This window comes from Streptomyces sp. CB01249 (assembly GCF_001905735.1).
Taxonomy (GTDB): domain Bacteria; phylum Actinomycetota; class Actinomycetes; order Streptomycetales; family Streptomycetaceae; genus Streptomyces.
Window position 1 is genome coordinate 114,993 of record NZ_LISW01000010.1, and the last position, 25,559, is coordinate 140,551.

7 protein-coding genes are annotated in these 25,559 nt (G+C 72.1%); 4 read left to right on the forward strand and 3 right to left on the reverse strand.

What is annotated here, in order from left to right; all coding sequences use genetic code 11:
- Positions 1-10: 10 nt before the first annotated feature.
- The 3 genes from AMK18_RS32840 to AMK18_RS32850 all read right to left on the reverse strand — a co-directional run bounded on the left by AMK18_RS32840 (position 11) and on the right by AMK18_RS32850 (position 15,786).
- Positions 11-3,157 carry a non-ribosomal peptide synthetase gene (locus tag AMK18_RS32840; protein WP_073865699.1) on the reverse strand — a complete coding sequence of 1,049 codons (3,147 nt, stop codon included), beginning with the start codon at positions 3,155-3,157 and terminating at the stop codon, positions 11-13.
- A 56-nt stretch (positions 3,158-3,213) separates the two neighbouring features.
- Positions 3,214-4,044 carry a hypothetical protein gene (locus AMK18_RS32845; protein ID WP_073865700.1) on the reverse strand — a complete coding sequence of 277 codons (831 nt, stop codon included), beginning with the start codon at positions 4,042-4,044 and terminating at the stop codon, positions 3,214-3,216.
- Positions 4,045-4,131: 87 nt separating this feature from the next.
- A complete protein-coding gene (locus tag AMK18_RS32850) occupies positions 4,132-15,786 on the reverse strand; it encodes an SDR family NAD(P)-dependent oxidoreductase (RefSeq protein ID WP_443333244.1) in 11,655 nt (3,884 codons plus the stop codon).
- A gap of 308 nt (positions 15,787-16,094) precedes the next feature.
- Between AMK18_RS32850 and AMK18_RS32855 the strand changes: the two genes are divergently transcribed.
- The 4 genes from AMK18_RS32855 (at position 16,095) to AMK18_RS32870 (ending at position 25,519) form a co-directional block, all read left to right on the forward strand.
- Entirely contained in the window at positions 16,095-17,204 is a 1,110-nt protein-coding gene (locus AMK18_RS32855) for a cytochrome P450 (RefSeq protein ID WP_275408133.1), read from the forward strand.
- Positions 17,201-17,419 (forward strand): ferredoxin, encoded by a 219-nt coding sequence (locus AMK18_RS32860; protein ID WP_330315488.1) that lies wholly within the window; start codon positions 17,201-17,203, stop codon positions 17,417-17,419. The genes AMK18_RS32855 and AMK18_RS32860 overlap by 4 nt, the downstream gene beginning before the upstream one ends.
- Before the next feature lie 52 nt (positions 17,420-17,471).
- Positions 17,472-23,969 (forward strand): type I polyketide synthase, encoded by a 6,498-nt coding sequence (locus AMK18_RS32865; protein ID WP_073865703.1) that lies wholly within the window; start codon positions 17,472-17,474, stop codon positions 23,967-23,969.
- 83 nt (positions 23,970-24,052) lie between these two features.
- On the forward strand, positions 24,053-25,519 hold the full coding sequence (locus AMK18_RS32870) for an FAD-dependent monooxygenase (protein ID WP_073865704.1): 1,467 nt from the start codon (positions 24,053-24,055) through the stop codon (positions 25,517-25,519).
- Positions 25,520-25,559: the final 40 nt, after the last annotated feature.

The following is a 25,559-nucleotide window of genomic DNA, read 5'->3' on the forward strand; positions in this document are numbered from 1 at the left end:
GGGTGGTGCGTCACTGGTTGTTCGTCTTGCGGATGCGTGCCGCGAGCCGGGCGGGTGTCGGGTCGGCGTACAGGTCGGCCATGGCGAGGGTCGTTCCGGTGGTGTCCTCGACCCGTTGGACGAGCTGGGCGCCGAGCAGCGAGTGGCCGCCGTGCGCGAAGAAGTTGGCGTCGGCGTCGATGTCCGTGCGTTCCAGGAGCTGCTGCCAGAGGGCGATGAGCGCGACGGTGAGCTCGTCGCCCTGGTGGGTGGTGTCGCCGGTGCCCGTGCCGCGTTCGTCGCGGAGCCGGCCGGCGAGGCGCTTGAGGGCCAGGTAGTCGGTCTTCTGGCTGACGGTGGTCGGGAACGTCTCGACGGCCAGGAATTCCTGGGGGACGGCGGCGCCGGGCAGGCCCGCCCGGGCGTGTTCCCACAGCAGGTCGGCGAGGGCGGCCGGGCCGGTGTCCTGGGCGGGCTCGACGAAGGCGACGAGCAGCGGCCCGCCGGGGGCGTCCTCGTCGACGACGACGGCCACTCCGCGTACCTGCGGGTGTTCCAGGAGTACGGCTTCCACCTCGCCGAGTTCGATGCGGTTGCCGCGCAGCTTGACCTGGCGGTCGGCGCGGCCGTGCAGGGCGAGGCGTCCGTCGGGGAGCCAGCAGGCGAGGTCGCCGGTGCGGTAGTGGCGGCCGTATGCGGGGTGGGTGGCGAAGCGTTCGGCGGTCAGCTCGGGGCGGCCGTGGTAGCCGAGGGCGACCCCGGTGCCGGCGATGCAGAGTTCGCCGCGGACGCCGACGGGCAGTTCGCGCCCGTCCGGGTCGGTGATGAAGGCCCGGGTGTTGTTCATGGGGCGGCCGATGTCGATGGCGGTGGCGCCGTCGGGGACGGTGCCGCAGGTGGAGTAGATGGTGGTCTCGGAGGGGGCGTAGGCGTTGCGCAGGGTGCAGCCTGCGGCGGTGATACGGCGGGCGAGCACGGGCGGCATCGGTTCGCCGCCGGTGACGCCGCGTCGGCCGGCCAGCCAGTGGCCCGCCTTGTCCGCGATGAGCCGCCAGGTGGTGGGGGTGGCCTGGATGATGCCGACGTCGTGGCGTTCGAGGACGTCCAGGAGGGCCTGGCCGTCGCTGCGGGCCGCTTCGGGGGCGACGGCGATCCGGCCGCCGGTGACGAGGGGGAGGAAGAGCTCCAGGGCGGAGATGTCGAAGGTGAAGGTGGTCAGCCACAGCGTCACATCGGCGGCACCGGCGCCCAGTTCGTGGCGGAAGTGGTGGATGACGTTGGCGGCGCCCCGGTGGGTGATGACGGTGCCCTTGGGCTTGCCGGTGGAGCCCGAGGTGTAGATGAGGAAGGCGGTGTCGTCGGGGCCGGGGAGCTCCACCGGCTCGTCGACGGTCGGGTCCGCGCCCTGGTGTGGCGCGGCGGGGGGCACGGCCGCCATGGGTTCCACGGTAACGGCGGACCCGGCGGCCACGTCGATGCCGGGCGCGGCTAGGACCACGGCGGCGCCGGAGTCCTCCAGCAGGTAGGCGGTGCGCTGGGCCGGGTGGTCGGGGTCCAGGGCGAGGTAGGCGGTGCCCGCGAGCCAGGCTCCGAGGACGGCGGCGGCGAGTTGCGGGCCGCGTCGGGCGGCGAGCGCGACGATGTCGCCGGGGCGGGCTCCGGCGGCGCGCAGCAGGTCCCGGTCGGCGAGCGCGGTGTCCCACAGCTGCTGGTAGGTCGTGGTGTGCGCGCCGTCCTCGATGGCGACGGCGCCGGGACTGGTGGCGACCGTGGCGGCGACGGCCTCCAGCAGGGTGGCGGGGGTGACCTCGGTGCCGGTGGCGTTGGCGGCGTCGATGACGGCCCGGTCCCGCGCGCCGTGCAGGGGCAGTTCGCCGAGCGGGCGGTCGGGGTCCTGTCCCAGGGCGACGAGCAGGGCGTCGTAGCGTTCCAGCAGGAATTCGGTGTCGTCGCGGGAGAGGACCTCGGTGTAGAAGACGCCGCGGACGCGGATCTCCTCGGGCGAGGCGAGGAAGAAGAATTCCAGGTCGAACTTGCTGTAGCCGTTCTCCACGAGCAGCCGCCGGGCGGGGACGCCGTCGATGTCGAAGCTGGTCAGCCCGGCGTTGGGCACGTAGTTGAACAGGTGCCGGAAGACGGTGTTGCGCCAGGTCGCGCCGGTGTGCTCGATCTCCGGAAGCAGGAGGTCCACCGGCACGTCGGCGTGGGTGATGGCGCCGAAGAAGGCTTCCCGGGCCTCGGCGGCGAGGGTCCGGAAGCCGGCGCCCATGTCGACCCGGGCGCGCAGGGGGAGGGTGTTGACGTGGTAGCCGACGGTTCCGGCGGCGTCGGCGGGGCGGACGTTGGCGGGCGAGCCGACGACGAGGTCGGGTCCGGCGCCGTGCCGGGCGAGCAGCAGGTAGTAGGCGGCGAGGAGGACGACGGCTTCGGGGGCCCGTACTTCCCGCTGGAGGCGGCGGACGGCCTCGTGGGCCTCGGCGGACAGGGTGTGCAGGACCGAGTCGCCGGTCAGCGTGGGGTCGGGCCGGTCCTCGGTGCCGCAGTCCAGTCCGAGGGCCGAGGGGTCGAAGTCCTTCAGGTGCTCGCGCCAGTAGGCGAGGCTCTCGTCGGTGGGGGCGGCGGTGGCGAGGGCCGGCTGGGGGGCGGCGAGGTCCTCGGGCACGTCGAGACCGGCGGCGACGGCCTCGTAGACGCGGGTGAACTCGTCGAGCAGGATCGCGGCGGAGACGGTGTCGAAGACGATGTGGTGGACGACCAGGCAGAAGACGTCCCCCTCCGGGCCCTGGAGGTGCCCGGCGCGCAGCAGCGGCTGCCCGTCGAACGTGAAGGGCCTGGCGACGAGCGCGGCCACCGCCGCGTCGGTGCCGCCGGCCGCGACCGCCATGGTGCTGACGGTGGCGGCGAACCGGTCGGCCGGGACGGTCTGCTTGACGAGTCCGCCGTCCGTACCGTGGAAGACCGTGCGCAGCGCCGGGTGCCTCCGTACCAGGGCGTCCAGGGTCTGCTGCAGCTCCCACTCCCCCAACGGCTCCTCGGTGGTGAAGACGACCGAGAGGTTGTTGACGGCACCGGAGGGGACGAGCTTTTCGAGCAGCCACAGCGCCTGCTCCTTGCGGCTGGCCGCCGTGAGTACGGCGTGGGCCGGGCCGTTCCCCGGGATCTGGGCTGAGGTGAGCATTCCGGATTCCTGTCTGTGACCTGGGAGAGGGAGTACGGCCGGCCGTGCGCGCGGGGTCAGGAAGCGAGCAGGAGCTCGGTGACGGCCTGGGCGACCACGGGGCTGCTGAGCAGCTCCACGTGCGGGGTGTCGAAGCGGAGCTCGTCCGCGACGAGGGCGGCCTTGTGGTCCGGGTTGAGCATGCGGAACCCGTTGAGTCCGCTGGTCGCGGTGGCGGAGGTGATGGCCGTGGAGCGCAGCCAGGCGGCCGCCGGTTCGATCTGCTCGGCGGTCGAGAGGTAGGTGAGGAAGGCGCCCGCGGTCTCCGTCATCTCCGCGCGGCGCCGGTCGTCCAGGCCGAGCTTGTCGCAGGCCGTCTGGGCGAGGGCGTGGTAGAGCAGGAGGAGCCGGCGGGCGAGGTCGCCGAGGCTCACGCAGGTCTCCTGGGCGCGCTGCGCCGAGTCCTGGACGCGGCCGACCTCGGCGGCGCCGACGGCGGGTTCCATCTGGCCGACGGCCTTGTGGAACTGCCAGTACATGCTGGCGGCCGCGGCCCGCTCCGGGTCGAAGAGGATCGTCTGCGGGAAGGAGCCCTGCCACTTCTCGACCTCTTCGGCGATGGCGGCCGCGTAGACGCTGCCCGCGCAGAACGCCAGGACGGCCTTGACCCGCTTGCCGCTGGTGCGGACCTCGTCGACCCACTGCTTGACGTACGCGTCGGCGGGCAGGTCGGGGCGGGAGGCCACGGCCGCGGGCAGGGTCTCCCAGACGGTGAAGCCGGTTCCCAGGAGCGGGACGAAGTCGCTGAAGCGGGCCTCGCCACGGCCTGTGGCGTCGAAGTCGACGGCGAGGACGACCTCGTCGGTGTCGCCGGCGATGAGCTCTTTCCACGTGCTGAGGCTGGTCATGGGTTCCGGTTCCGTTCTGTGGTGAAGGGTCGGTCGGTTCGGGTGCTGCGGCCGGAGGCGGGGGTCGGTGGCTGGGGAGCTGGGGAGCTACAAGCTCCCGCCGAACTCCTGGTCGATCAGGTCGAGAAGCTCGGTCGCGGAGGCGGACTCGATGTCGGCGGCGTCCCGGGCCGCCGCGCCGTCCGCCGCTCCCGCCCAGCCGGCGAGCAGCTCCTCCATCCGGGCCGCGACGGTGCGGCGCAGCTCGTCGCCACCGGCATCGGCGGCCAGGCTCCCGAGCGATGCCTCCAGCCGGTCGAGGTCGGCGAGTACGGGCTGCCTGTCGACGACGGGTTCGGCCAGCTTGTGGACGTACTCGGTGAGTTCGCGGGGGTTCGGGTGGTCGAAGACGAGGGTGGAGGGCAGGGCGAGGCCGGTGGCCGCGCCGAGCCGGTTGCGCAGTTCGACGGCGGTCAGGGAGTCGAAGCCGAGGGACTTGAACGACAGGTCGTCCTCGATCCGGGCCGTGTCGGCGTGGCCGAGCACGACCGCGATGGTCGTACGGACCAACTCCCGGACGATCTCCTCCTGTTCGGGGCGGGCCAGTCCGGTGAGCCGGTCGGTGAGCCCCGTCTCGGCCGTGGTCTGCGCACCGGCGGCGCGCCGGGCGGGCGTACGGGCCAGGCCGCGCAGCCGGTCCGGCAGGGTGTCCGCCTCGGCCTGGGCGCGCAGCGCCGCCGGGTCGAAGCGGGCCACGACCGGTACCGGGGCCGGTACGGCGAGCGCCGCGTCGAACAGTCCGAGCCCTTCGGCGGCGGACAGCGGCAGCAGGCCGCCGCGTCCGGCCCGGGCCAGGCTCGCCGCGTCGAGGCGGGTGGCCAGCCCGGTGCCTTCGCCCGAGGTCTCGCCCCACAGGCCCCACACCAGGGAGACCGCGGACAGGCCCTGGGTCCGGCGCTGTTCGGCCAGGGCGTCGAGGTAGGCGTTGGCGGCCGCGTAGTTGGCCTGGCCTGCGTTGCCCGCCTGGCCGGCCAGCGAGGAGAAGAGGACGAAGGCGTCCAGTTCCAGGCCGGCGGTCAGCTCGTGCAGGTGGCGTGCCGCGTCGGCCTTGGGCTGCCACACGGCTGCGAAGCGTTCGCGGGTCAGCCCCTGCACGATGCCGTCGTCCAGGACGCCCGCGGTGTGAATCACCGCGGTGAGGGGGTGGTCGGTGGGTACGTCGGCCAGGAGGGCGGCGAGGGCGTCGCGGTCGGCGGAGTCGCAGGCGGCCAGGGTGACGGTCGCGCCGAGGGCTTCGAGTTCGGCCCGCAGCGTGTCGGCCCCGGGGGCCTGTGCTCCGCGCCGACTGGTGAGCAGCAGGTGGCGGACTCCGTACGCGGTGACCAGGTGGCGGGCGAAGAGCGCGCCGAGCGCTCCGGTGCCGCCGGTGATGAGGACCGTGCCCTCGGGGGTGAACCGGATGGCCTCGGCAGCCTGGTCCGGACGGATCGCGGCGAGCCGCGGGCGGGCCGCCGCTCCTGCACTCAGGAGCAGTTCGGGCTCCCCTGCGGCCAGGGCGGACAGCGTGTCGCGTGCGGTGCCGGTGCCGGTGTCGATGAGGACGACGCGGCCCGGGTTCTCGGAGGCGACGACCCTGAGCAGCCCCCACATGGCGGCCACCACCGGGTCCGTTCCGTCGGCGGCTCCGCTGCTGAGGAAGACGAGTGTGCTTCCGCCGAGGCCGTCCTCGGCGAGCCAGTACTGGACGAGTTCCAGCAGCCGGTACACGGCCGTGCCCGGGTCCGCGTCGGCGGGCGGGGTCGTCAGAATGTACTGCGGAGCGGTGCCGCCCCCGGCGACGGCCGCCGCGAGAACCCGTATGTCGTCGTACGACTGCTGGGCGATGCCGAGCGCGCCGCGAAGCCCCGCCGGATCGGCGCCGAGCCACACGGCCCGGTCGGGGGCGCTCTCGGCGACGGGCAGCTCGACGGGCTCCCAGCGCACGTGGTGCAGCGGCAGCCGGTCGGTGCGCAGCGCGGCGAGGGCGGCCTGGTCGGCGGCCCGCACGGTGAGCGTGTCGACACCGCCGAGAGGAGCACCCGAGACGTCGGTGAAGAGCAGCCGGACGGTGTCGTCCCCGGTCGGGTCGAGCGTCACCCGCAGCGTCGACGGCGCGGTGGCGGGTGCCGTCAGCCCGGTCCAGGAGTACGGGACGCGCAGCCGCAGGCCGTCGTCGCCGGCCTCGGCCAGGGCGGTCACGACCAGCGGGTGCAGGGCCGAGTCGAGGAGCGCCGGGTGCAGGGCGTACCCGGCGGTGGCGGTGCCGGGAGCGAGCTCGACCTCGGCGTACAGCGTTCCGCCGCTCTGCCAGAGAGCGGTCAGGCCCTGGAAGGCGGGGCCGTACTCGTATCCCTGGTCGGCGAGGTGCCCGTAGGCGTCGGCGAGGTCCACCGGAGTGGCCCCGGCCGGAGGCCAGTCGGAGCCGGCGGGTGCCGGGCGAGCGGGTGCCTCGGCCACGAGGAGGCCCTGGGCGTGCAGGGTCCACTCGGCGGCATCGGCGTCGGAGGAGGTCTCGGGGCGGGCGTGGACGGAGAGTTCGCGGCGGCCGGAGGAGTCCGGACCGTCAACGGTGAGCTGGATCTGCACGGCTCCGGTCGCCGGGAGGGCGAGCGGGGCATGCAGGACCAGGTCGTTGACGGCGCCCCCCTCGCACTGGGCCGCGGCGAACAGGGCGAGGTCGGCAAAGGCCGCGCCGGGCAGCAGGACCGTGCCGGCGACCGTGTGGTCGGCGAGCCACGGATGGGTGGCCAGGGACAGCCGACCGGTGAACAGCACCGTCTCCGACCCGGCCACGGCCACGGCCGCTCCGAGAAGGGGGTGCGTGGTGGCGGCGAGACCGGCGGTCGAGACGTCGCCGGTGGTGGTGCCGGACTCCAGCCAGTAGCGGGTGCGCTGGAAGGCGTACGTGGGCAGGTCGAGCGGGTGCTGAGGCTCGGGGAGGGCCGTGGTCCAGTCGACGGGGACGCCGTGGGTCCACGCCTGGCCCAGGGAGAGCAGGAACCGCTCAAGCCCGCCCTCGTCCCGGCGGAGTGACGGCACGGCGAGCGCCGCGACCGCACCGGCGGCCTCGAAGGTCTCCTGAAGGCCGATCGTCAGGACCGGGTGGGCGCTGGACTCGATGAACGTCGTGAAACCGTCCGCGAGCAGGGCCCGGGTCGTCTTCTCGAACTCCACGGTCCGGCGCAGGTTCTGGTACCAGTACTCCGCGTCCAGTGCCGCGCTGTCGATCACTTCGTTCGTGACGGTGGAGTAGAACGGGATCTCCGGCACCCGGGGAGCAACCGGGGCCAGGAGCTGCGCCAGTTCGGCCTGGATGGACTCCACGTGCGGAGAGTGCGAGGCGTAGTCCACCGCGATACGGCGCGAGCGCACCCCGTCCGCGCGAAGCACCGCGACCAGCTCGTCCAGAGCACTGTCCGTGCCCGACACGACCGTGGACGAAGGGCCGTTGACCGTGGCCACACCCAGATCGTCCGCCCACCGCGTCAGATACGGACGCACCGCGTCGGCAGGCAGCGCGACCGAGAGCATGCCGCCCCGGCCCGCCAGGGCCTTGATCGCCCGGCTCCGCAGAGCCACCACCAGAGCACCGTCCTCCAAGGACAGCGCCCCCGAGACGACAGCCGCCGCGATCTCGCCCTGCGAGTGACCCACGACCGCGTCCGGGACGACCCCGTAAGAACGCCACACCTCGGCGAGGGACACCATGACCGCCCACAGCGCGGGCTGGATCACATCCACCCGTTCCAGCAGGCCTTCCGGATCGCCCTCCAGCAGCACAGCCAGCAGATCCCAGTCCGTGTACGCGGACAAGGCACGCGCGCACTCCTCAAGACGCGCCCGGAACGCGGGCGACGCCTCGAACAGGCCCGCCGCCATGCCCACCCACTGCGAACCCTGGCCCGGGAAGACGAACACGGTCTTGCCCCCCGCGACCTCACCGGTCACGGCGGCCGCGCTCTGGTCGCCGGCGGCCAGTTCACGTACCGACCGGAGCAGTTCCTCGCGGTCCTTGCCGACGGCGACCGCCCGGTGCGCGAAGGGCGTACGCGTGGCCACCAGCGCGGCGCCCACCTCGGACACGGCCGCCTCCGGGTATCTGTCGGCGAACGCCGCGAGCCGCGTGGCCTGTTCACGCAGAGCGGCCGGGCTCTTCGCCGCGATCACCCACGGCGCGATCCCGTCGGCCACGGGCACGGCGCGCTCGTCCGCCGCCGGAACCTCGGGAGCCTGCTCCAGGATCACGTGGGCGTTCGTCCCGCTGAAGCCGAAGGACGAGACAGCGGCGCGGCGCGGGCGGTCCAGCTCGGGCCACGGCTGTTCCCGGGTCAGCAGCGCGACCGCGCCTGCCTCCCAGTCGACGTGCGGAGTCGGCTCGTCCACGTGCAGCGTGCGGGGCAGCACCCCGTGCCGCATGGCCTGCACCATCTTGATGACGCCGGCGACACCGGCGGCGGCCAGGGTGTGCCCGATGTTGGACTTCAACGACCCCAGCCACAGGGGCTGTTCGGGGGTCCGCTCCTGCCCGTAGGTGGCGATCAGGGCCTGCGCCTCGATGGGGTCGCCGAGCTTGGTGCCCGTCCCGTGCGCGTCGACGACGTCGACGTCCGCGCCGGTCAGGCCGGCGTCGGCGAGGGCCTGCCGGATCACCCGCTGCTGCGAGGGGCCGCTGGGGGCGGTCAGACCGTTGCTGGCACCGTCCTGGTTCGTCGCCGAACCCCGGAGGACGGCCAGCACCTGATGTCCGTTGGCCTGTGCGTCGGAAAGCCTCTCCAGGAGGACCAGGCCCACGCCCTCGCCCCATCCGGTGCCGTCGGCCGTGGAGGAGAACGCCTTGCAGCGGCCGTCGGGCGACAGGGCGCGTTGCCGCGAGAACTCCACGAAGTTGATGGGGCCCGCCATCACCGTCGCACCGCCCGCCAGGGCGAGCGAGCACTCGCCCCGCCGCAGCGCCTGCGCCGCCAGGTGAAGGGCGACCAGGGAGGACGAGCAGGCCGTGTCCACGGTCAGCGCCGGGCCCTCCAGGCCGAGGGTGTAGGAGACCCGGCCGGAAGCGACGCTGGTGGTGGTGCCGGTGGAGACGTAGCCCTCCAGGCCCTCGGGGAGCCGGTCCAGCCGGGTCACGTAGTCGCCCGTGATGACGCCCGCGAAGACTCCGGTGTCGCTGCCGCGCAGTTGGTCCGGGTCGATCCCGGCGCGTTCGAGCGTCTCCCAGGCCGTTTCCAGCAGCAGGCGCTGCTGCGGGTCCATGGCAAGCGCCTCACGCGGGTTGATGCCGAAGAAGTCGGCGTCGAAGGTGTCGGCGTCGCGCAGGAAGGCGCCCTGCCGGGTGTACGAGGTGCCGGTGGCCTCCGGGTCGGGGTCGTAAAGGCCGTCGAGGTCCCAGCCGCGGTTCTCCGGGAAGCCGCCGACGGTGTCCACGCCGTCCTTCACGAGCTGCCAGAGGTCTTCCGGTGTGGTGATCCCGCCGGGGAAGCGGCAGCCCATGGAGACGATGGCGATGGCCTCGTCGGCACCGTCACCCGTGGTGGCCTTGGTGGCCGGGGCCGCCGCCGCGGCCTGGGTGCCGAGCAGCGTGTCGCGCAGGTGGGTGGCGAGCGCGCCGGGGGTGGGGTGGTCGAAGATCAGGGTCGGGGTGAGCCGCTGTCCGGTGGCGGCGCCGAGCCGGTTGCGCAGCTCGACGGCGGACAGCGAGTCGAAGCCGAGGGTGGTGAAGGTCCGGCTCGGGTCCAGCACGGCGGCGTCGGACCGGCCGAGTACGGCGGCGACCTCCTCCCGGACCAGGTCCAGCAGCAGCCGGTCCTGCTCGGCGGTCGACAGCGTGGCGAGGCGCTGGGCGAGCGAGGTGGCACCGGCCGCCCCGGCCCGGGCGGCCGCGGCCCGGCGCACCGGTGTACGGACCAGGCCCCGCAGGAGCGGAGCGAGTGAGCCGCTCTTGGCGCGGGCCCGGAGGGCGGTGGTGTTCATCGGCACGGCGAGGAGCGCGGGCCGGTGGTGGCCGAGCGCGGCGTCGAAGGCGGCGAGGCCCTGCTCGGCCGTGATGGCGGCCGTTCCGGTGTCGGCGAGCCGGTCCAGGTCGGTCCGTGTGAGGGTGCCGCCCATGCCGCCGGCCTGGTCCCAGAGTCCCCAGGCGAGGGAGGTGGCGGGGAGTCCTTGGGTGTGGCGGTGTGCGGCGAGGGCGTCGAGGAAGGTGTTGGCGGCGGCGTAGTTGGCTTGTCCGGCGTTGCCGAGGATGCCGGCGGCGGAGGAGTAGAGGACGAACGCGGCGAGGTCGGTGTCGCGGGTGAGTTCGTGCAGGTGCCAGGCGGTGTCGGCCTTGGGGCGCAGGACGGTGTCGAGGCGCTCGGGGGTGAGGGTGTCGATGGTGCCGTCGTCGAGGACGCCCGCGGTGTGGATGACGGCGGTCAGGGGGTGATCGGTGGGGACGGTCGCCAGGAGGGTGGCGAGGGCGTCGCGGTCGGCGGTGTCGCAGGCGGTCAGGGTGACGGTGGCGCCGAGGGCTTCGAGTTCGGTGCGCAGGGTGTCGGCTCCGGGGGCGTCGGGGCCCCGGCGGCTGGTCAGGAGGAGGTGGCGGACGTTGTGGTGGGTGACGAGGTGGTGGGCGAGGAGGGTGCCCAGGGTGCCGGTGGCCCCGGTGATCAGGACCGTTCCCGCCGGATCCAGCTCACGCGGCAGTGAGAGGGCGACCTTGCCGACGTGCCGGGCCTGGCCCAGGAAGCGGAAGGCGTCACGTGCGTACCGGACGTCCCACGACCGGACCGGCAGCGGGTGCAGGGCGCCCGCCTCGAACAGGCTCCGGAGCTCGCCCAGCATCTCCTGGATGCGCTCCGGGCCCGCCTCCATGAGGTCGAAGGCCCGGTAGGCGACGCCCGGATGCTCCTGGGCCACCTGCTCCGGGTCACGGACGTCTGCCTTGCCCATCTCCAGGAAGCGGCCGCCGTGGGGCTGGAGGCGCAGGGTGGCGTCGACGAACTCCTTGGCGAGGGAGTCGAGTACGACGTCGAAGCCCTGTCCTTGGGTGGCGGTGGTGAATTGCTGCTCGAAGTCGAGGGTGCGGGAGTTGGCCAGGTGGGCGTCGTCGAAGCCGAGAGCGCGCAGGGTGTCCCACTTGCCGGTGCTGGCCGTGCCGAACACCTCGGCGCCCAGGTGCCGGGCGATCTGGGTGGCGGCCATCCCGACACCACCCGCCGCCGAATGCACGAGCAGCCGCTCACCCGCCTGAAGGCCCGCCAGATCCGTCAGACCGTAATACGCCGTCAGGAAGACGATCGGGGTCGCCGCAGCCTCGGTGAACGTCCAGCCGGCCGGCATGTGGCCGAGCGTCCGGTGGTCGGTGACGGCGACGGGCCCGGCGCCTTCGGAGAACAGGCCCATGACCCGGTCGCCCACGGCGAGGGAGGTGACTCCGGGACCCGTCTCCAGGACGACGCCCGCGCCCTCGCTGCCCATCGGTGCCTCACCGGGGTAGCTGCCGAGGGCGATGAGGACGTCGCGGAAGTTGGCGCCCACGGCCCGTACGGCGACCCGGACCTGGCCTGCGGCGAGCGGCCCGGTGGCGTCCGGTGACGGGACCAGGGCGATGTTCTCCAGGGTGCCCTTGCCGGTGCTGCCCAGGCGCCACGCACCGGTGTCGTCGGGCGGGGTCAGTACGCCGTCGGCAGCGGCCCCCCGGGCGAGCCGGTTGGCGTACACCGCGCCCTGGCGGACGGCGAGTTGGGCCTCGTCGTCGGAGGCGGACACGGCGACGGCCAGTGCGGCGGCGTCGGCCGGATCGGCCGGAGCGAGGTCCAGCAGGACGAACGCGTCCGGGTTCTCCGTCTGCGTGGCCCGCACGAACCCCCACACGGCGGCGCCGGCCAGATCGTCCAGCAGGTCGCCGCGGTGGGTGGCGACGGCACCGGTGGTGACGACGACGAGCCGCGAACCCGCGGACCGGCCCTCGGCCAGCCACTGCTGCGCTGCCTCCAGGACGTACGCGAGAGCGCCGCGGGTCTCCTGGCCTGCCGGAACCGGCAGGAAGACCGTCTGCGGCAGCGGACCTTCGGTGGCGAACAGGGCCGCCAGGTCCGGGTGGCGCACGGTCTCCTCGCCGAGTCCGGCGGCGAGCTCCGGGCCGGGCGTGCCGATCACGGCCGCCGCGAGCGGGGCGTCCGGGGTCCCGGTCTCGTCAGCCCGTACCGGGGTCCAGTCGACGCCCAGCAGGATTCCCTCGTCGGCGGCCTGCGGCCCGGCACTGATCGGCCGGAGCACCAGCTCACCGATGGTCGCCACCGGCTGCCCGGTCTCATCCGTCGCGCTGATACGGACGGTGTCGGGGGTGGTGGGGGTGAGGTGGACGTGGAGGGTGGTGGCGTGGGTGGCGTGGAGGGTGACGTTGTTCCAGGCGAAGGGGATGCGCTGGCCGGTGGTGTTGGTGTCGGTGTTGAGGATGAGGGGGTGGAGGGCGGCGTCGAGGAGGGCGGGGTGGAGGGTGTGGTCGGTGGGTTCGGTGGGGGTGGGGAGGTTGATTTCGGCGTAGAGGTCGCTGCCGTGGTGCCAGAGGCGGGTGAGTCCTTGGAAGGCGGGTCCGTAGGTGTAGCCCTGGTCGGCGAGGTGGTCGTAGAGGTCGGTGAGGTCGTGGGGGATGGCGCCCGTGGGGGGCCAGGTCGTGGGTGTCGGGGGTGCGGGTTGGGTGTGGGGGGTGAGGGTGCCTGTGGCGTGGGGGGTCCAGGTGTCGGTGGTGTCGGTGCGGGAGTGGATGGTCAGGGCGCGTCGGCCTTCGGGGTCGGCGGGTTCGACGGTGACCTGGAGGCGTGTGGGGGTGTGGGGGGTGAGGGTGAGGGGGGCGGCCAGGACCAGGTCCTCGATGGTGGCGAGGCCGGTGAGGTGGGCGGCGTGCAGGGCGAGGTCGACGAACGCGGTGCCGGGCAGGAGGGTGGTGCCGGCGATGGTGTGGTCGGTGAGCCAGGGCAGTCGCTGCTCGGACAGGAGCCCGGTCAGGATGAGGTGTCCGGTGTCGGCGGTCTCGACGGCGGCGCCGAGCAGGGGGTGCCCGCCGGCATCGAGTCCGGCTGAGGTGACGTCGGTCTGGTGGACCGGGTGCAGCCAGAACTCCTCGTGCTGGAACGCGTAGGTCGGCAGGTCGACGCGGTTCCCGCCGGGCAGGAGCGCCGTCCAGTCGACCTCCGTCCCGCTGGAGTACGCGGTGCCCAGGGCCTGGAGCAGGGCGCGGGGCTCTTCGCTGCGGACGTTGAGTACGGAGGCGGCGGTCGGGGCGTCCAGAGTGCTCTGGACCAGGGACGTCAGGACCGGGTCCGGACCCAGCTCCAGATACGTGGTGATGCCCTGGGTGTCCAAGGTGCGGATGCCGTCGTGGAAACGTACCGCTGCACGGATCTGACGCGCCCAATAGGCCGGGCTGGTCAGCTCATCAGCAATCTGGCCGGTCACGTTCGATATGACCGTGATCTGGGGCTCGTTGAAGGTGAGGGACCCGATCTCCTGCTCGAACTCCGTCAGGGCCGTGTCCATGTGGGCGGAGTGGAAGGCGTGCGAGACCGTGAGCCGCTTGACCTTGACCCCACGGCTACGGAACAGCTCTTCCAGGACCCCGACCGCGTCCGCGTCACCGGAGACCACGACCGCTGCCGGACCGTTCACCGCCGCGAGGGACACGCCGTCACCCAGCTCGGGCACGACATCGGCTTCCGGGGCGGCGATGGCGAGCATCGCACCGCCCGCACGGGCGGCCTGCATCAGCCGGCCTCGTACCGCGACCAGCGCACACGCGTCCTCAAGGGAGAACACTCCCGCTGCGTACGCCGCGGTCACTTCACCGATCGAGTGACCGATCAGCGCATCCGGACGCACCCCGAACGACGACACCAGCGTGAACAGGGCCGACTCAAGGGCGAACAGGGCGGCCTGGGTGAACCGGGTCTGATCCAGGACCGGATCACCCCCGAACACCACGTCCTTCAACGACCGGCCCAGATACCCATCCAGGTACGCACACGCCGCATCGAACGCCTCGGCAAAGACCGGGAACGCCTCATACAGCTCACGCCCCATTCCCGCCCGCTGGCACCCCTGCCCCGTGAACAGCAACGCCGTCCGAGCCGGCCCGGCCACCGGGGCCGAGGAGGCCGCCGACAGGCTGTCCCGGATCGATTCCAGGCCCGCGACCAGTTCCGCACGGTCCGCACCGATCACCACCGCACGGTGCTCGAACACCGTCCGCGCCGACGCCAGCGAATAGCCGACATCCAGCAGCGAACCGCCTTCAAAAGCAGCCAGGTTCGCCGCCTGCGCACGCAGCGCCTCGGCGCTCCGTCCTGACACCACCCACGGCACCAGCCCCGGCCGCACGCCCTCCGCGCCCTCCGCAACAGGGGCCTGCTCGGGTTCTTGTTCCAGGATGACGTGGGAGTTCGTACCGGAGATACCGAACGACGACACGGCCGCGCGGCGCGGGCGGTCGACCTCGGGCCAGGCGCGCTGTTCGGTCAGCAGTTCCACCGCACCCGCGGACCAGTCGACATGGGAACTCGGCTCGTCCACGTGCAGGGTCCGGGGCAGGATGCCGTGCCGCATCGCCATGACCATCTTGATGACCGCCGCGACACCCGCCGCGGCCTGCGTGTGGCCGATGTTCGACTTCAGCGAGCCCAGCCACAACGGCCGGTCCGGCGAGTGCTCCTGACCGTACGTCGCGATCAGCGCCTGCGCCTCGATCGGGTCACCCAGCCTCGTCCCCGTACCGTGCGCCTCCACCACGTCCACATCGGCGGCCGATACTCGTGCGTTCGCCAGAGCCTGCCGGATCACCCGCTGCTGCGACGGACCATTCGGCGCCGTCAGACCATTGCTCGCACCGTCCTGATTGACCGCCGAACCCTTGATCACCGCCAGCACCGGATGCCCATTGCGCCGCGCGTCCGACAGACGCTCCAGAACCAGCCACCCCACGCCCTCGGAGAACCCGGTGCCATCCGTGTCGTCCGCGAATGCCTTGCAGCGGCCGTCCGGGGACAGCCCCCGCTGGCGGCTGAACTCCACGAAGATGCGCGGCGTGGACATCACGGTGACGCCGCCGGCCAGGGCCAGTGAGCTCTCGCCGCGCCGCAGGGACTCGGCCGCCAGGTGCAGGGCCACGAGGGAGGCGGAGCAGGCGGTGTCCACGGAGACCGCCGGGCCTTCGAGGCCGAAGGTGTACGCGATCCGGCCCGAAGCGACACTGGTGAGGACGCCGGAGCCGACGTAGCCCTCGACATCGGCGGGGACCTTGTCGACCTCGGGCGCGTAGTCCTGCGGGATGGCACCGGCGAAGACTCCGGTGTTGCTGCCCTTCAACGCCTCGGGCACGATCCCGGCCCGCTCGAACGCCTCCCACGCCGTCTCCAACAGCAGACGCTGCTGCGGATCCATCGCCAGGGCCTCACGGGGCGAGATACCGAAGAACTCCGCGTCAAAACCCGAAGCCTCGTACAGGAACCCGCCCCGACGCGTCATCGACTTACCCGCCACGGACGGGTCTGGATCGAACAGACCCTCCACATCCCAGCCACGGTCCGACGGGAACTCACCAACCGCGTCCCCGCCCCGCTCGACCAGATCCCACAAGCCCTCCGGAGACGTCACACCCCCAGGGAACCGACACGCCATACCCACGATCGCCAACGGCTCATTCGCCCGCTCCTCCACATCGGAGAGGCGGCGGCGTGTCTGCTGAAGATCAGCTGTCACACGCTTGAGGTAATCGCGAAGCTTGTCTTCATTCGGCATGCAGAGCCATCCCCTTGGGCTACCGGGCCACCCGTTCGGCTCGCCACCCTCCTCCGCACTGCTTGCCTTGGCCTTAATCAGACCTAAAGCGCTGCCGCTTTTAGCGGCAATTAAGCCCCTGCGCCTACCTTCCGGCGCGAAGCGCTCTGTCTCGAGAGGTCACCACCATGTCCGATACCGATAGCTCCGACATACCACCTTTTCCCTTTGCCCGGACCTGCCCCTTCAGTCCGCCGGCCGAGTACGCACCGCTGCGCGACGAAGGGCCCATGTCCCAGGTGGTGCTCCAGAACGGAAAATCGGCCTGGCTGGCCACCCGCCACGAGCACGTACGCACTCTTCTCAGCCATCCGGCCACCTCGGCCAGCAGAGCCCATCCCGCCTTTCCCGCGACCGTCGCCAATGTGGGGGCTTTCGCGCAGAAGGGGTTCCTGCTGTCGATGGACTCCCCGGACCATTCGCTTCACCGGCGCATGGTCACCAGCGAATTCACGCTCAATCGTGTCCGCCGCCTGCGTCCGCGTATTCAGGAAATCGTGGATGAATGCGTGGACCGCGTTCTGGAGGCCGGCGCGGACGGCAGGCCGGTGGATCTGGTCCAGGAACTCTCGCTGCCGGTCCCCTCACTCGTCATCTGCGAGCTGCTCGGGGTTCCGTACGAGACCCGCGGCACGTTCCAGAAGTACACCGAGGTGCTGCTGGAACGATCCAGTACGCCCGAGGAGCGCGGGGCCGCCTTCGGCGCTCTGCGCACGTTCCTCGGCGACCTGGTGTCCAGCAAGGACGACGCGCCCGATGACGCGCTGCTCAGCCGCCTCGCCGTGAAGTACCGGGAAGCGGGCATCTACGACCACGAGCTGCTCACCGGCTTCGCGATGCTCCTGCTCCTGGCCGGCCACGAGACGACGGCGAACATGATCTCGCTCGGAGTGGCGGCCCTGCTGCGGGAGCCGGAGAAGCTCGCCACGATCACCGCCGACCCGTCCACGACCCCGGGCGCGGTCGAGGAACTGCTGCGCTGGTTCAGCATCGTGGACTACCCGACCGCCCGCGTGGCCCTTGAGGACATCGAGGTCGGTGACGTCGTCGTACGTGCGGGCGAGGGCTTCATCGCGTCGGCGGCCGCCGCCAACCACGACGAGCGGGTCTTCCCCGACGCGGCGACGCTCGACCTGGGGCGCCAGACGTCCGGCCACGTCGCCTTCGGCTTCGGCGTGCACGCCTGCCTCGGCCAGAACCTGGCCCGGGCCGAACTCGAGATCGTCTACGACACCCTTTTCCGGCGCATCCCCGGACTGCGCCTGGTCGGTCCCCCGGAAGACCTTCCGTTCAAGGACGCGACCGTATTCGGAATCCACCGACTGGAGGTGACCTGGTGAGCCAGGCACGACTGCTGATCACCATCAAGGAAGAGGAGTGCTGCTCCTCCGGTATCTGCGCGCTGACCGCGCCGGATGTGTTCGACCAGCGTGAGGAGGACGGCGTCGTCTTCCTGCTTGACAAGGACCCCGAGCCGTCGCTGCACGCCGAGGTGAAGGACGCGGCGCGCCGCTGCCCGTCGCTCGCCATCGAGGTCGAGGAAATCCCGGCCTGACGGTCCGTTCGCCCGCCCGCTTGCCCGCTCCCCAGAAAAGGGTCTTTCTCCAGTGGCTGACAACGAAGACAAGTTCCGCGAATACCTCAAGCGGGCCACCGCCGATCTGCGCCAGGCCCGGCGGGAGCTCTCCGATGTGGAGGAGCGGGCGAATGAGCCGTTGGCGATCGTGGGTATGGCGTGTCGGTTCCCTGGGGGTGTGACGTCTCCGGAGGGCTTGTGGGATCTGGTCGAGCGGGGCGGGGACGCGGTTGGTGAGTTCCCGTCGGACCGTGGCTGGGATGTGGAGGGTCTGTTCGATCCGGACCCGTCCGTGGCGGGTAAGTCGATGACGCGTCGGGGCGGGTTCCTGTACGAGGCTTCGGGTTTTGACGCGGAGTTCTTCGGTATCTCGCCCCGTGAGGCCCTGGCGATGGATCCGCAGCAGCGTCTGCTGTTGGAGACGGCGTGGGAGGCGTTCGAGCGGGCCGGGATCGTGCCCGAGGCGTTGAAGGGCAGCAACACCGGAGTCTTCGCCGGTGTCATGTACAACGACTACGCCTCCCGGCTGCGGCCCGCGCCCGAGAACTTCGAGGGCTACCTGGTCAACGGCAGCCTGGGCAGCATCGCCTCCGGCCGGATCGCGTACACCTTCGGCCTCGAAGGCCCGGCGGTCTCCGTGGACACCGCCTGCTCCTCGTCCCTCGTCGCCCTGCACCAGGCCGGGCAGGCACTGCGCAAGGACGAGTGCTCACTCGCGCTCGCGGGTGGGGTCGCGATCATGGCGACTCCCACCACGTTCGTGGAGTTCAGCCGTCAGCGGGGGCTCTCCCCGGACGGCCACTGCAAGGCCTTCTCCGATTCCGCCGACGGAACGGGCTGGGCCGAGGGTGTGGGGTGGCTGGTTCTGGAGCGTTTGTCGGACGCGCGGCGCAATGGGCATCCGGTGCTGGCGGTGATCAAGGGTTCGGCGGTCAATCAGGACGGTGCGAGCAATGGTCTGACGGCGCCGAATGGTCCGTCGCAGCAGCGGGTGATCCGGCAGGCTCTGGCGAACGCGCGGGTGTCGGCTGCGGACGTGGATGTGGTGGAGGCGCACGGTACGGGGACGAGGCTGGGTGACCCGATCGAGGCGCAGGCGCTGATCGCGACGTACGGTCAGGAGCACTCGGCGGACCGGCCGTTGTGGCTGGGCTCGCTGAAGTCGAACATCGGTCACACGCAGGCCGCTGCGGGTGTCGCGGCGGTCATCAAGATGGTCATGGCGATGCGGCACGGCATCCTGCCCCGGACCCTGCACGTGGACGAGCCGAGTTCGCATGTCGACTGGTCCGCGGGTGCGGTGGAGCTGCTGACCGAACAGCAGCCGTGGCCCGAGGTCGACCGCCCGCGCCGCGCCGCCGTGTCGTCGTTCGGCATCTCCGGTACGAACTCCCACGTCATCCTGGAACAAGAACCCGAGCAGGCCCCTGTTGCGGAGGGCGCGGACCCGGTCCTGGTGCCGTGGGTGGTTTCGGGGCGCAGCGCGGACGCGTTGCGCGCGCAGGCGGGGAAGCTCGCCGAGTTCGTACGCGGCTCTGACGCGTCGCTGCTGGACGTGGGCTATTCGCTGGCCTCGGCCCGTACGGCCTTCGAGCACCGTGCGGTGGTCGTGGGCGCGGACCGCGAAGAGCTGGTCGCCGGCCTGGAGAAGGTTCGTGCTGCGGGTGCGGTAGGTGCTGCGGGGACGGCGTTGCTGTTCACGGGGCAGGGGTGCCAGCGGGCGGGGATGGGCCGGGAGCTGTATGACACGTTCCCGGTCTTTGCCGAGGCGTTCGATGCGGCGTGTGCGTACCTGGATCGGCAGCTGGGCTGCTCGTTGAAGGACGTGGTGTTCGGGGGTGATCCGGTTCTGGATCAGACCCGGTTCACGCAGGCCGCGCTGTTCGCGCTTGAGTCGGCTCTGTTCACGTTGGTGTCGTCGTTCGGGGTGCGTCCGGATGCGCTGATCGGTCACTCGATCGGTGAAGTGACGGCGGCGTACGCAGCGGGAGTGTTCTCCCTTGAGGACGCGTGTGCGCTGGTCGCGGTGCGCGGCCGGCTGATGCAGGCCGCGCGTGCGGGCGGTGCGATGCTCGCGATCGCCGCCCCGGAAGCCGATGTCCTGCCCGAGCTGGGTGACGGCGTGTCTCTCGCGGCGGTGAATGGTCCCGCAGCCGTGGTGGTCTCCGGTGACGCGGACGCGGTCGGGGGCCTGGAGGAGCTGTTCCGCGGGCGTGGCGTGAAGGTGAAGCGCCTTACGGTCTCGCACGCGTTCCACTCCGCGCACATGGACACGGCCTTGGCCGAGTTCGAGGAGACGATCGGCTCTCTCACGTTCAACGAGCCGCAGATCACGGTCATATCGAACGTCACCGGTCAGGTCGCCGACGAGCTGACCAGCCCGGCCTATTGGGCGCGTCAGATCCGTGCGGCGGTGCGTTTCCACGACGGCACCCGCACCTTGGACGCCCAGGGCATCACCACCTACCTCGAACTCGGCCCGGACCCCGTCCTGACGTCCCTGGTGCAGAGCACTCTGGACGCCCCGACCGCCGCGTCCGTACTCAACGTCCGCAACGAAGAGCCCCGTACCCTGCTCCAGGCCCTGGGCACCGCGTACTCCAGCGGGACGGAGGTCGACTGGACGGCTCTCCTGCCCGGCGGGAACCGCGTCGACCTGCCGACCTACGCGTTCCAGCACGAGGAGTTCTGGCTCCACCCGGTCCACCAGACCGACGTCACCTCAGCCGGACTCGATGCCGGCGGGCACCCCCTGCTCGGGGCCGCCGTCGAGATCGCCGACACCGGACACCTCATCCTGACCGGGCTCCTGTCCGAGCAGCGACTGCCCTGGCTCACCGACCACACCATCGCCGGCACCACCCTCCTGCCCGGTACCGCGTTCGTCGACCTCGCCCTGCACGCCGCCCACCTCACCGGCCTCGCCACCATCGAGGACCTGGTCCTGGCCGCCCCCCTCACCCTCACCCCCCACACCCCCACACGCCTTCAGGTCACCGTCGAACCCGCCGACCCCGAAGGCCGACGCGCCCTGACCATCCACTCCCGCACCGACACCACCGACACCTGGACCCCCCACGCCACAGGCACCCTCACCCCCCACACCCAACCCGCACCCACCGCACCCGCCACCTGGCCCCCCACCGGCGCCACCCCCCACGACCTCACCGACCTCTACGACCACCTCGCCGACCAGGGCTACACCTACGGACCCGCCTTCCAAGGACTCACCCACCTCTGGCACCACGGCACCGACCTCTACGCCGAAATCAACCTCCCCACCCCCACCGAACCCACCGACCACACCCTCCACCCCGCCCTCCTCGACGCCGCCCTCCACCCCCTCATCCTCAACACCACCAACGAGCCCACCACCGGCCAGCGCATCCCCTTCGCCTGGAACAACGTCACCCTCCACGCCACCCACGCCACCACCCTCCACGTCCACCTCACCCCCACCACCCCCGACACCGTCGAGCTGTCCCTGTTCGACGGCAACGGCGACCCGGTCGCCCGGATCGGCGGGCTCACCACCCGGCCCGTCAGCCGGGAGCAGCTGGGCGCGTCGGCCGGCGCCCAGGACGAATCGGGCGTCCATCTGCTCGACTGGGCTCCGCTGCCCCCGGCCACGGACGTGCCGGCCCCCAAGTCGGTGGCACTGCTCGGGGCGGCCGACGCGCTGGGGCTGGCCCCCGTACTCGGGGACTGCGCCCGCTACGAGGATCTGGCGGCGCTGGGCGCCACCGTGGACGCCGGTGCCGAGGCACCCGGCCTGGTCCTGGTGAGCGTGGCAAGCGAGGGCGAGGACACCGCCGACGTCCTGACGGCGACCCGGACCGTGCTGTACGGGGCCACCGGCCTGGTGCAGGAGTGGCTGTCCGACGAACGGTTCGCGCGATCCCGGCTGGTCGTCGTGACGCGTGGCGCTGTCGCCACCCGGCCGGGACCGGAGATCCGGGACCTCGCGGCGGCTCCCGTCTGGGGTCTGGTGCGTTCGGCACGGACGGAGAACCCGGAGCGCTTCGCGCTCCTGGACCTGGACACCGTGCCGGACGTCGCTTCGGCGGCGGCGGACGCGGTGCTGCAGGTGCTGGTGGAGGAGCTGCCCGAGGCGGCGGTCCGGGACGGGAGCGCCCACGTACCGCGGCTGGTGCGGCCGGCGGATGCGGCCGGGGTGCTGACCCCGCCCGACGGCGTCGGTTCCTGGCGCGTCGATGTCACCAGCAAGGGCACGCTCGGCAATGTGGCGCTCGTTCCGCACCCCGAGGGCGAGCGTCCGCTCGCTGCCCACGAGATCCGGGTGGCAATGCGCGCGGGCGGTCTCAACTTCCGTGACGTGATGATCGGCCTCGGCATGTACCCGGGCGACGACGCCATGATCGGCGGCGAGGGCGCGGGCGTCGTCCTGGAGACCGGCTCCGAGGTGACCGGGCTGTCCGTCGGCGACCGGGTGTTCGGCATGTTCCCCTCGGGCGGGCTGGGGCCGGTCGGGGTCACCGACCACCGGCTGACCGCCCGGATTCCCCGGGGGCTCTCCTTCGGTCAGGCATCCGTCATCCCGGTCGTGTACCTGACGGCGTATTACGGTCTGACGGATCTGGCGGGCCTTCAGGCGGGTGAGCGGCTGCTCGTGCATGCCGCGGCGGGTGGTGTCGGGATGGCCGCCACCCAGATCGCCCGGCACCTGGGCGCCGAGGTGTTCGGCACGGCCAGCACCGGCAAGTGGGACACCCTGCGCGCTCTCGGCTTCGACGACACCCACCTGGCCAACTCCCGCACCCTCGACTTCGAGCAGCAATTCACCACCGCCACCCAAGGACAGGGCTTCGACGTCGTACTCGACTCCCTCGCCAAGGAGTTCGTCGACGCCACCCTGCGCCTCCAGCCCCACGGCGGCCGCTTCCTGGAAATCGGCAAGACGGACATCCGGGATGCCGAGGAGGTGGCCGCCGCCCACCCGGGCGTCGTCTACCAGGCGTTCGACCTCATGGATGCGGGCCCGGAGCGGACCCAGGAGATGCTGAAGGCCCTGGTGGAGCTGTTCGAGGCCGGGGTGCTGACCCCGCCGCCGCTGACCGCGTGGGACGTGAGCCACGCACCGGCCGCTCTGCGTCACCTCAGCCAGGCACAGCACGTGGGCAAGACGCTGCTGTCGTTGCCGCGTGAGCTGGATCCGGCGGGGACGGTCCTGATCACCGGGGCCACCGGCACCCTGGGCACCCTCCTCGCCCACCACCTCGTCACCCACCACAACGTCCGCCACCTCCTCCTGACCAGCCGCCGGGGCCCCGACGCCCCCGGAGCCGACACCCTGCGCACCGAACTCCAAGCCCTCGGCGCCACCGTCACCCTCACCGCCTGCGACACCGCCGACCGCGACGCCCTCGCCACCCTCCTGAACACCATCCCCACCGACCACCCCCTGACCGCCGTCATCCACACCGCGGGCGTCCTCGACGACGGCACCATCGACACCCTCACCCCCGAGCGCCTCGACACCGTCCTGCGCCCCAAGGCCGACACCGCCTGGCACCTGCACGAACTCACCCGCGACACCGACCTCGCCGCGTTCGTCCTCTACTCCTCCGCCGCCGGCATCCTCGGCAACGCCGGACAAGCCAACTACGCCGCCGCCAACACCTTCCTCGACGCCCTCGCCGCACACCGCCACACCCAAGGACTCCCCGCCACCTCCCTCGCCTGGGGACTCTGGGACCAGGCGAGCACGATGACCGGGCAGCTGGACGAGACGGCGCTGGCCCGGCTGGCCCGTACCGGTGTGACCGCGCTGACCTCCGCCGACGGCCTGGCCCGCTTCGACGCGGCGCTCGGGCTGCGCCAGCCCGTGTCCGTGGCGATGGGGCTCGATCAGGCGACGCTCGCCGAGCGGGCGCGGGCGGGCCTGCTGGATCCGCTGTTCAGCGCCCTCGTACGACAGGCGCGCCCGCGCCCGCAGGCGCGTGCCGCCGGCCGTTCCGCGAGCGGGGGCGCGAGTGAGGTCTCCCTGGCCGACAGGCTCGCTCCCCTGTCGGCCCAGGAGCGGCGCAAGCGGCTGGCGGAGCTGGTCGGTGAGCATGTGGCGGCCGTGCTCGGTCACTCCTCGGCGGACAGTGTGGGAGCGGACCGGCTGTTCCAGTCGCTCGGCTTCGACTCGCTGTCCGCCGTCGAGCTGCGCAACCGGCTCGGCGCCGCCACCGGACAGCGGCTCACCCCGACCCTGATTTTCGACCACCCCACCCCCGGCGCCCTGACCGCGCACCTGGACGAGCTGCTCGCTCCCGCGGAGCGGGACGTCTTCGCAGGCATTGTCAGCGAACTCGACCTGGTCCAGGACGCGTTGGCTTCGACCGAGCCGTCCCCGGCAGCCGTGGTCCGGCTGACGGCCCGACTGCAGGACTTCCTGCTGCGGCTGGAGGAGCACGGCGGGTCCGGACCCGCGAGCGGGGACGAGGAGTCCGCCGAGCGGATCTCCGTGGCGACGGACGACGAGATCTTCGACCTCATCGACAACGAGCTCGGCATCGCCTGAGGCCGTCCGGCCCCGGGCTCGTCAGGGGCCCGGGGCCGGACGCCAGGCACCATGCACGACACCAGAAACCGGAGGAACAGGATATGTCCGATCCCGTCATCATCGCGGGCGGCGGGCCCGCAGGGCTGATGCTGGCCCACGAGCTCGGACTGTGGGGCATCGACAGCGTCGTGCTGGAGCGGCTTCCCTCCCGCAGCGGCCGGTCCGTGGGCCAGGCCGTCAACACCACCGTCGTGGAACTGCTGGACCAGCGGGGCCTGCTGGAGGGTCTGCAGAAGCACACCACTCCGGTCCAGGGGACCCATTTCTCCCTGCTGTGGCTCGACATGACCCCGCTCGAAGGACGCCATCAGCCGGCCCTGCTGCTCGCTCAGGAGTATCTGGAGAAGCAGTTGGAGCGGCACGCGCTGAAGCGTGGCGCCGAGGTCCGCTACGGGCATGAGCTGGCGGGCTACACCCAGGACGAGTTCGGGGTCAGCGTTACGGTCCGCGCCGACGAGGAGACGTACGAGCTGCGCGGCAGCTACCTGGTGGGCGCCGACGGCGAGGACAGCGTGGTCCGCGCACAGACCGGGATCACCTTCTCCGGTGCGGGCCCGGCGAGTTGCGGTCTGGTCGCGGACGTGGAGATCGACATCCAGGACCTGCCGGAGATCCACCGGGGCGCCCGGTTCTGCCCGGTGGGCGGGCTGTACTCGTCGGTGCCGGTGGAGCCGGGGGTCACCCGGGTGATCACCGCGGAGTTCGACACGGACCTGCCGGGTCCGTCGGTGGAGCCGACGGCGGCCGAGCTGCGCGGGGCCGTCGCGCGGCTCAACGACACGCCGTTCCCGGATGTCCCGGTGCGCTGGATCCGCCGCTACGGCGGCCCGTCGCGTGTCGCCGAGACGTATCAGGCCGAGCGGGTCTTCCTCGTGGGCGACGCGGCGCACACCTTCTACCCGCTGGCCGGGCTGCGCATGAACCTGGTGCTTCAGGACGCGGTGAACCTGGGCTGGAAGCTCGCGGCGGACCTGCTCGGCTGGGCCCCGGCCAATCTGCTCGACACGTACACGGCGGAACGGCGCCCGCAGGGTCTGCGCGCGGCTGCCGCAACGGACACCCAGCTGGCCCTGATCCACCCGGTGGAGAAGGTGGCGCCGGTGCGGGCGCTGATGGCGGAGCTGCTGAAGTTCCCGGACGCGAACCGCTACCTGCTGGAGCTGTCCACGGGCCTGGACGTCAGCTATGCCCCGGAGGGCGCGGCCGCGCCCGTGGGGCGGCGACTGCCGCACGTGCCGCTCGTGACGGTGGCCGGGCCCGGCAGCGTGGCCTCGGCGCTGCACGCCGGGCGGGGCGTGTTCCTGGACCTGACGGGCTCCGGGGGCGCGGCGAATCCGGTGGCGGCGTGGGCGGACCGCGTCGAGCGGGTGGTGGCCGAGCCGGTCGCCGAGATCGGCGCGTCGGCCGTGCTCGTACGGCCGGACGGGCATGTGGCGTGGGCCGGTGAGCCGGGCGATGCCACGCTGCGGCCGGTGCTGGAGCAGTGGTTCGGGACGCCGGGGGCCTGAGGGCCGCTCCGGCCCCGACGGGTGCATGGTGAAGGGCCGG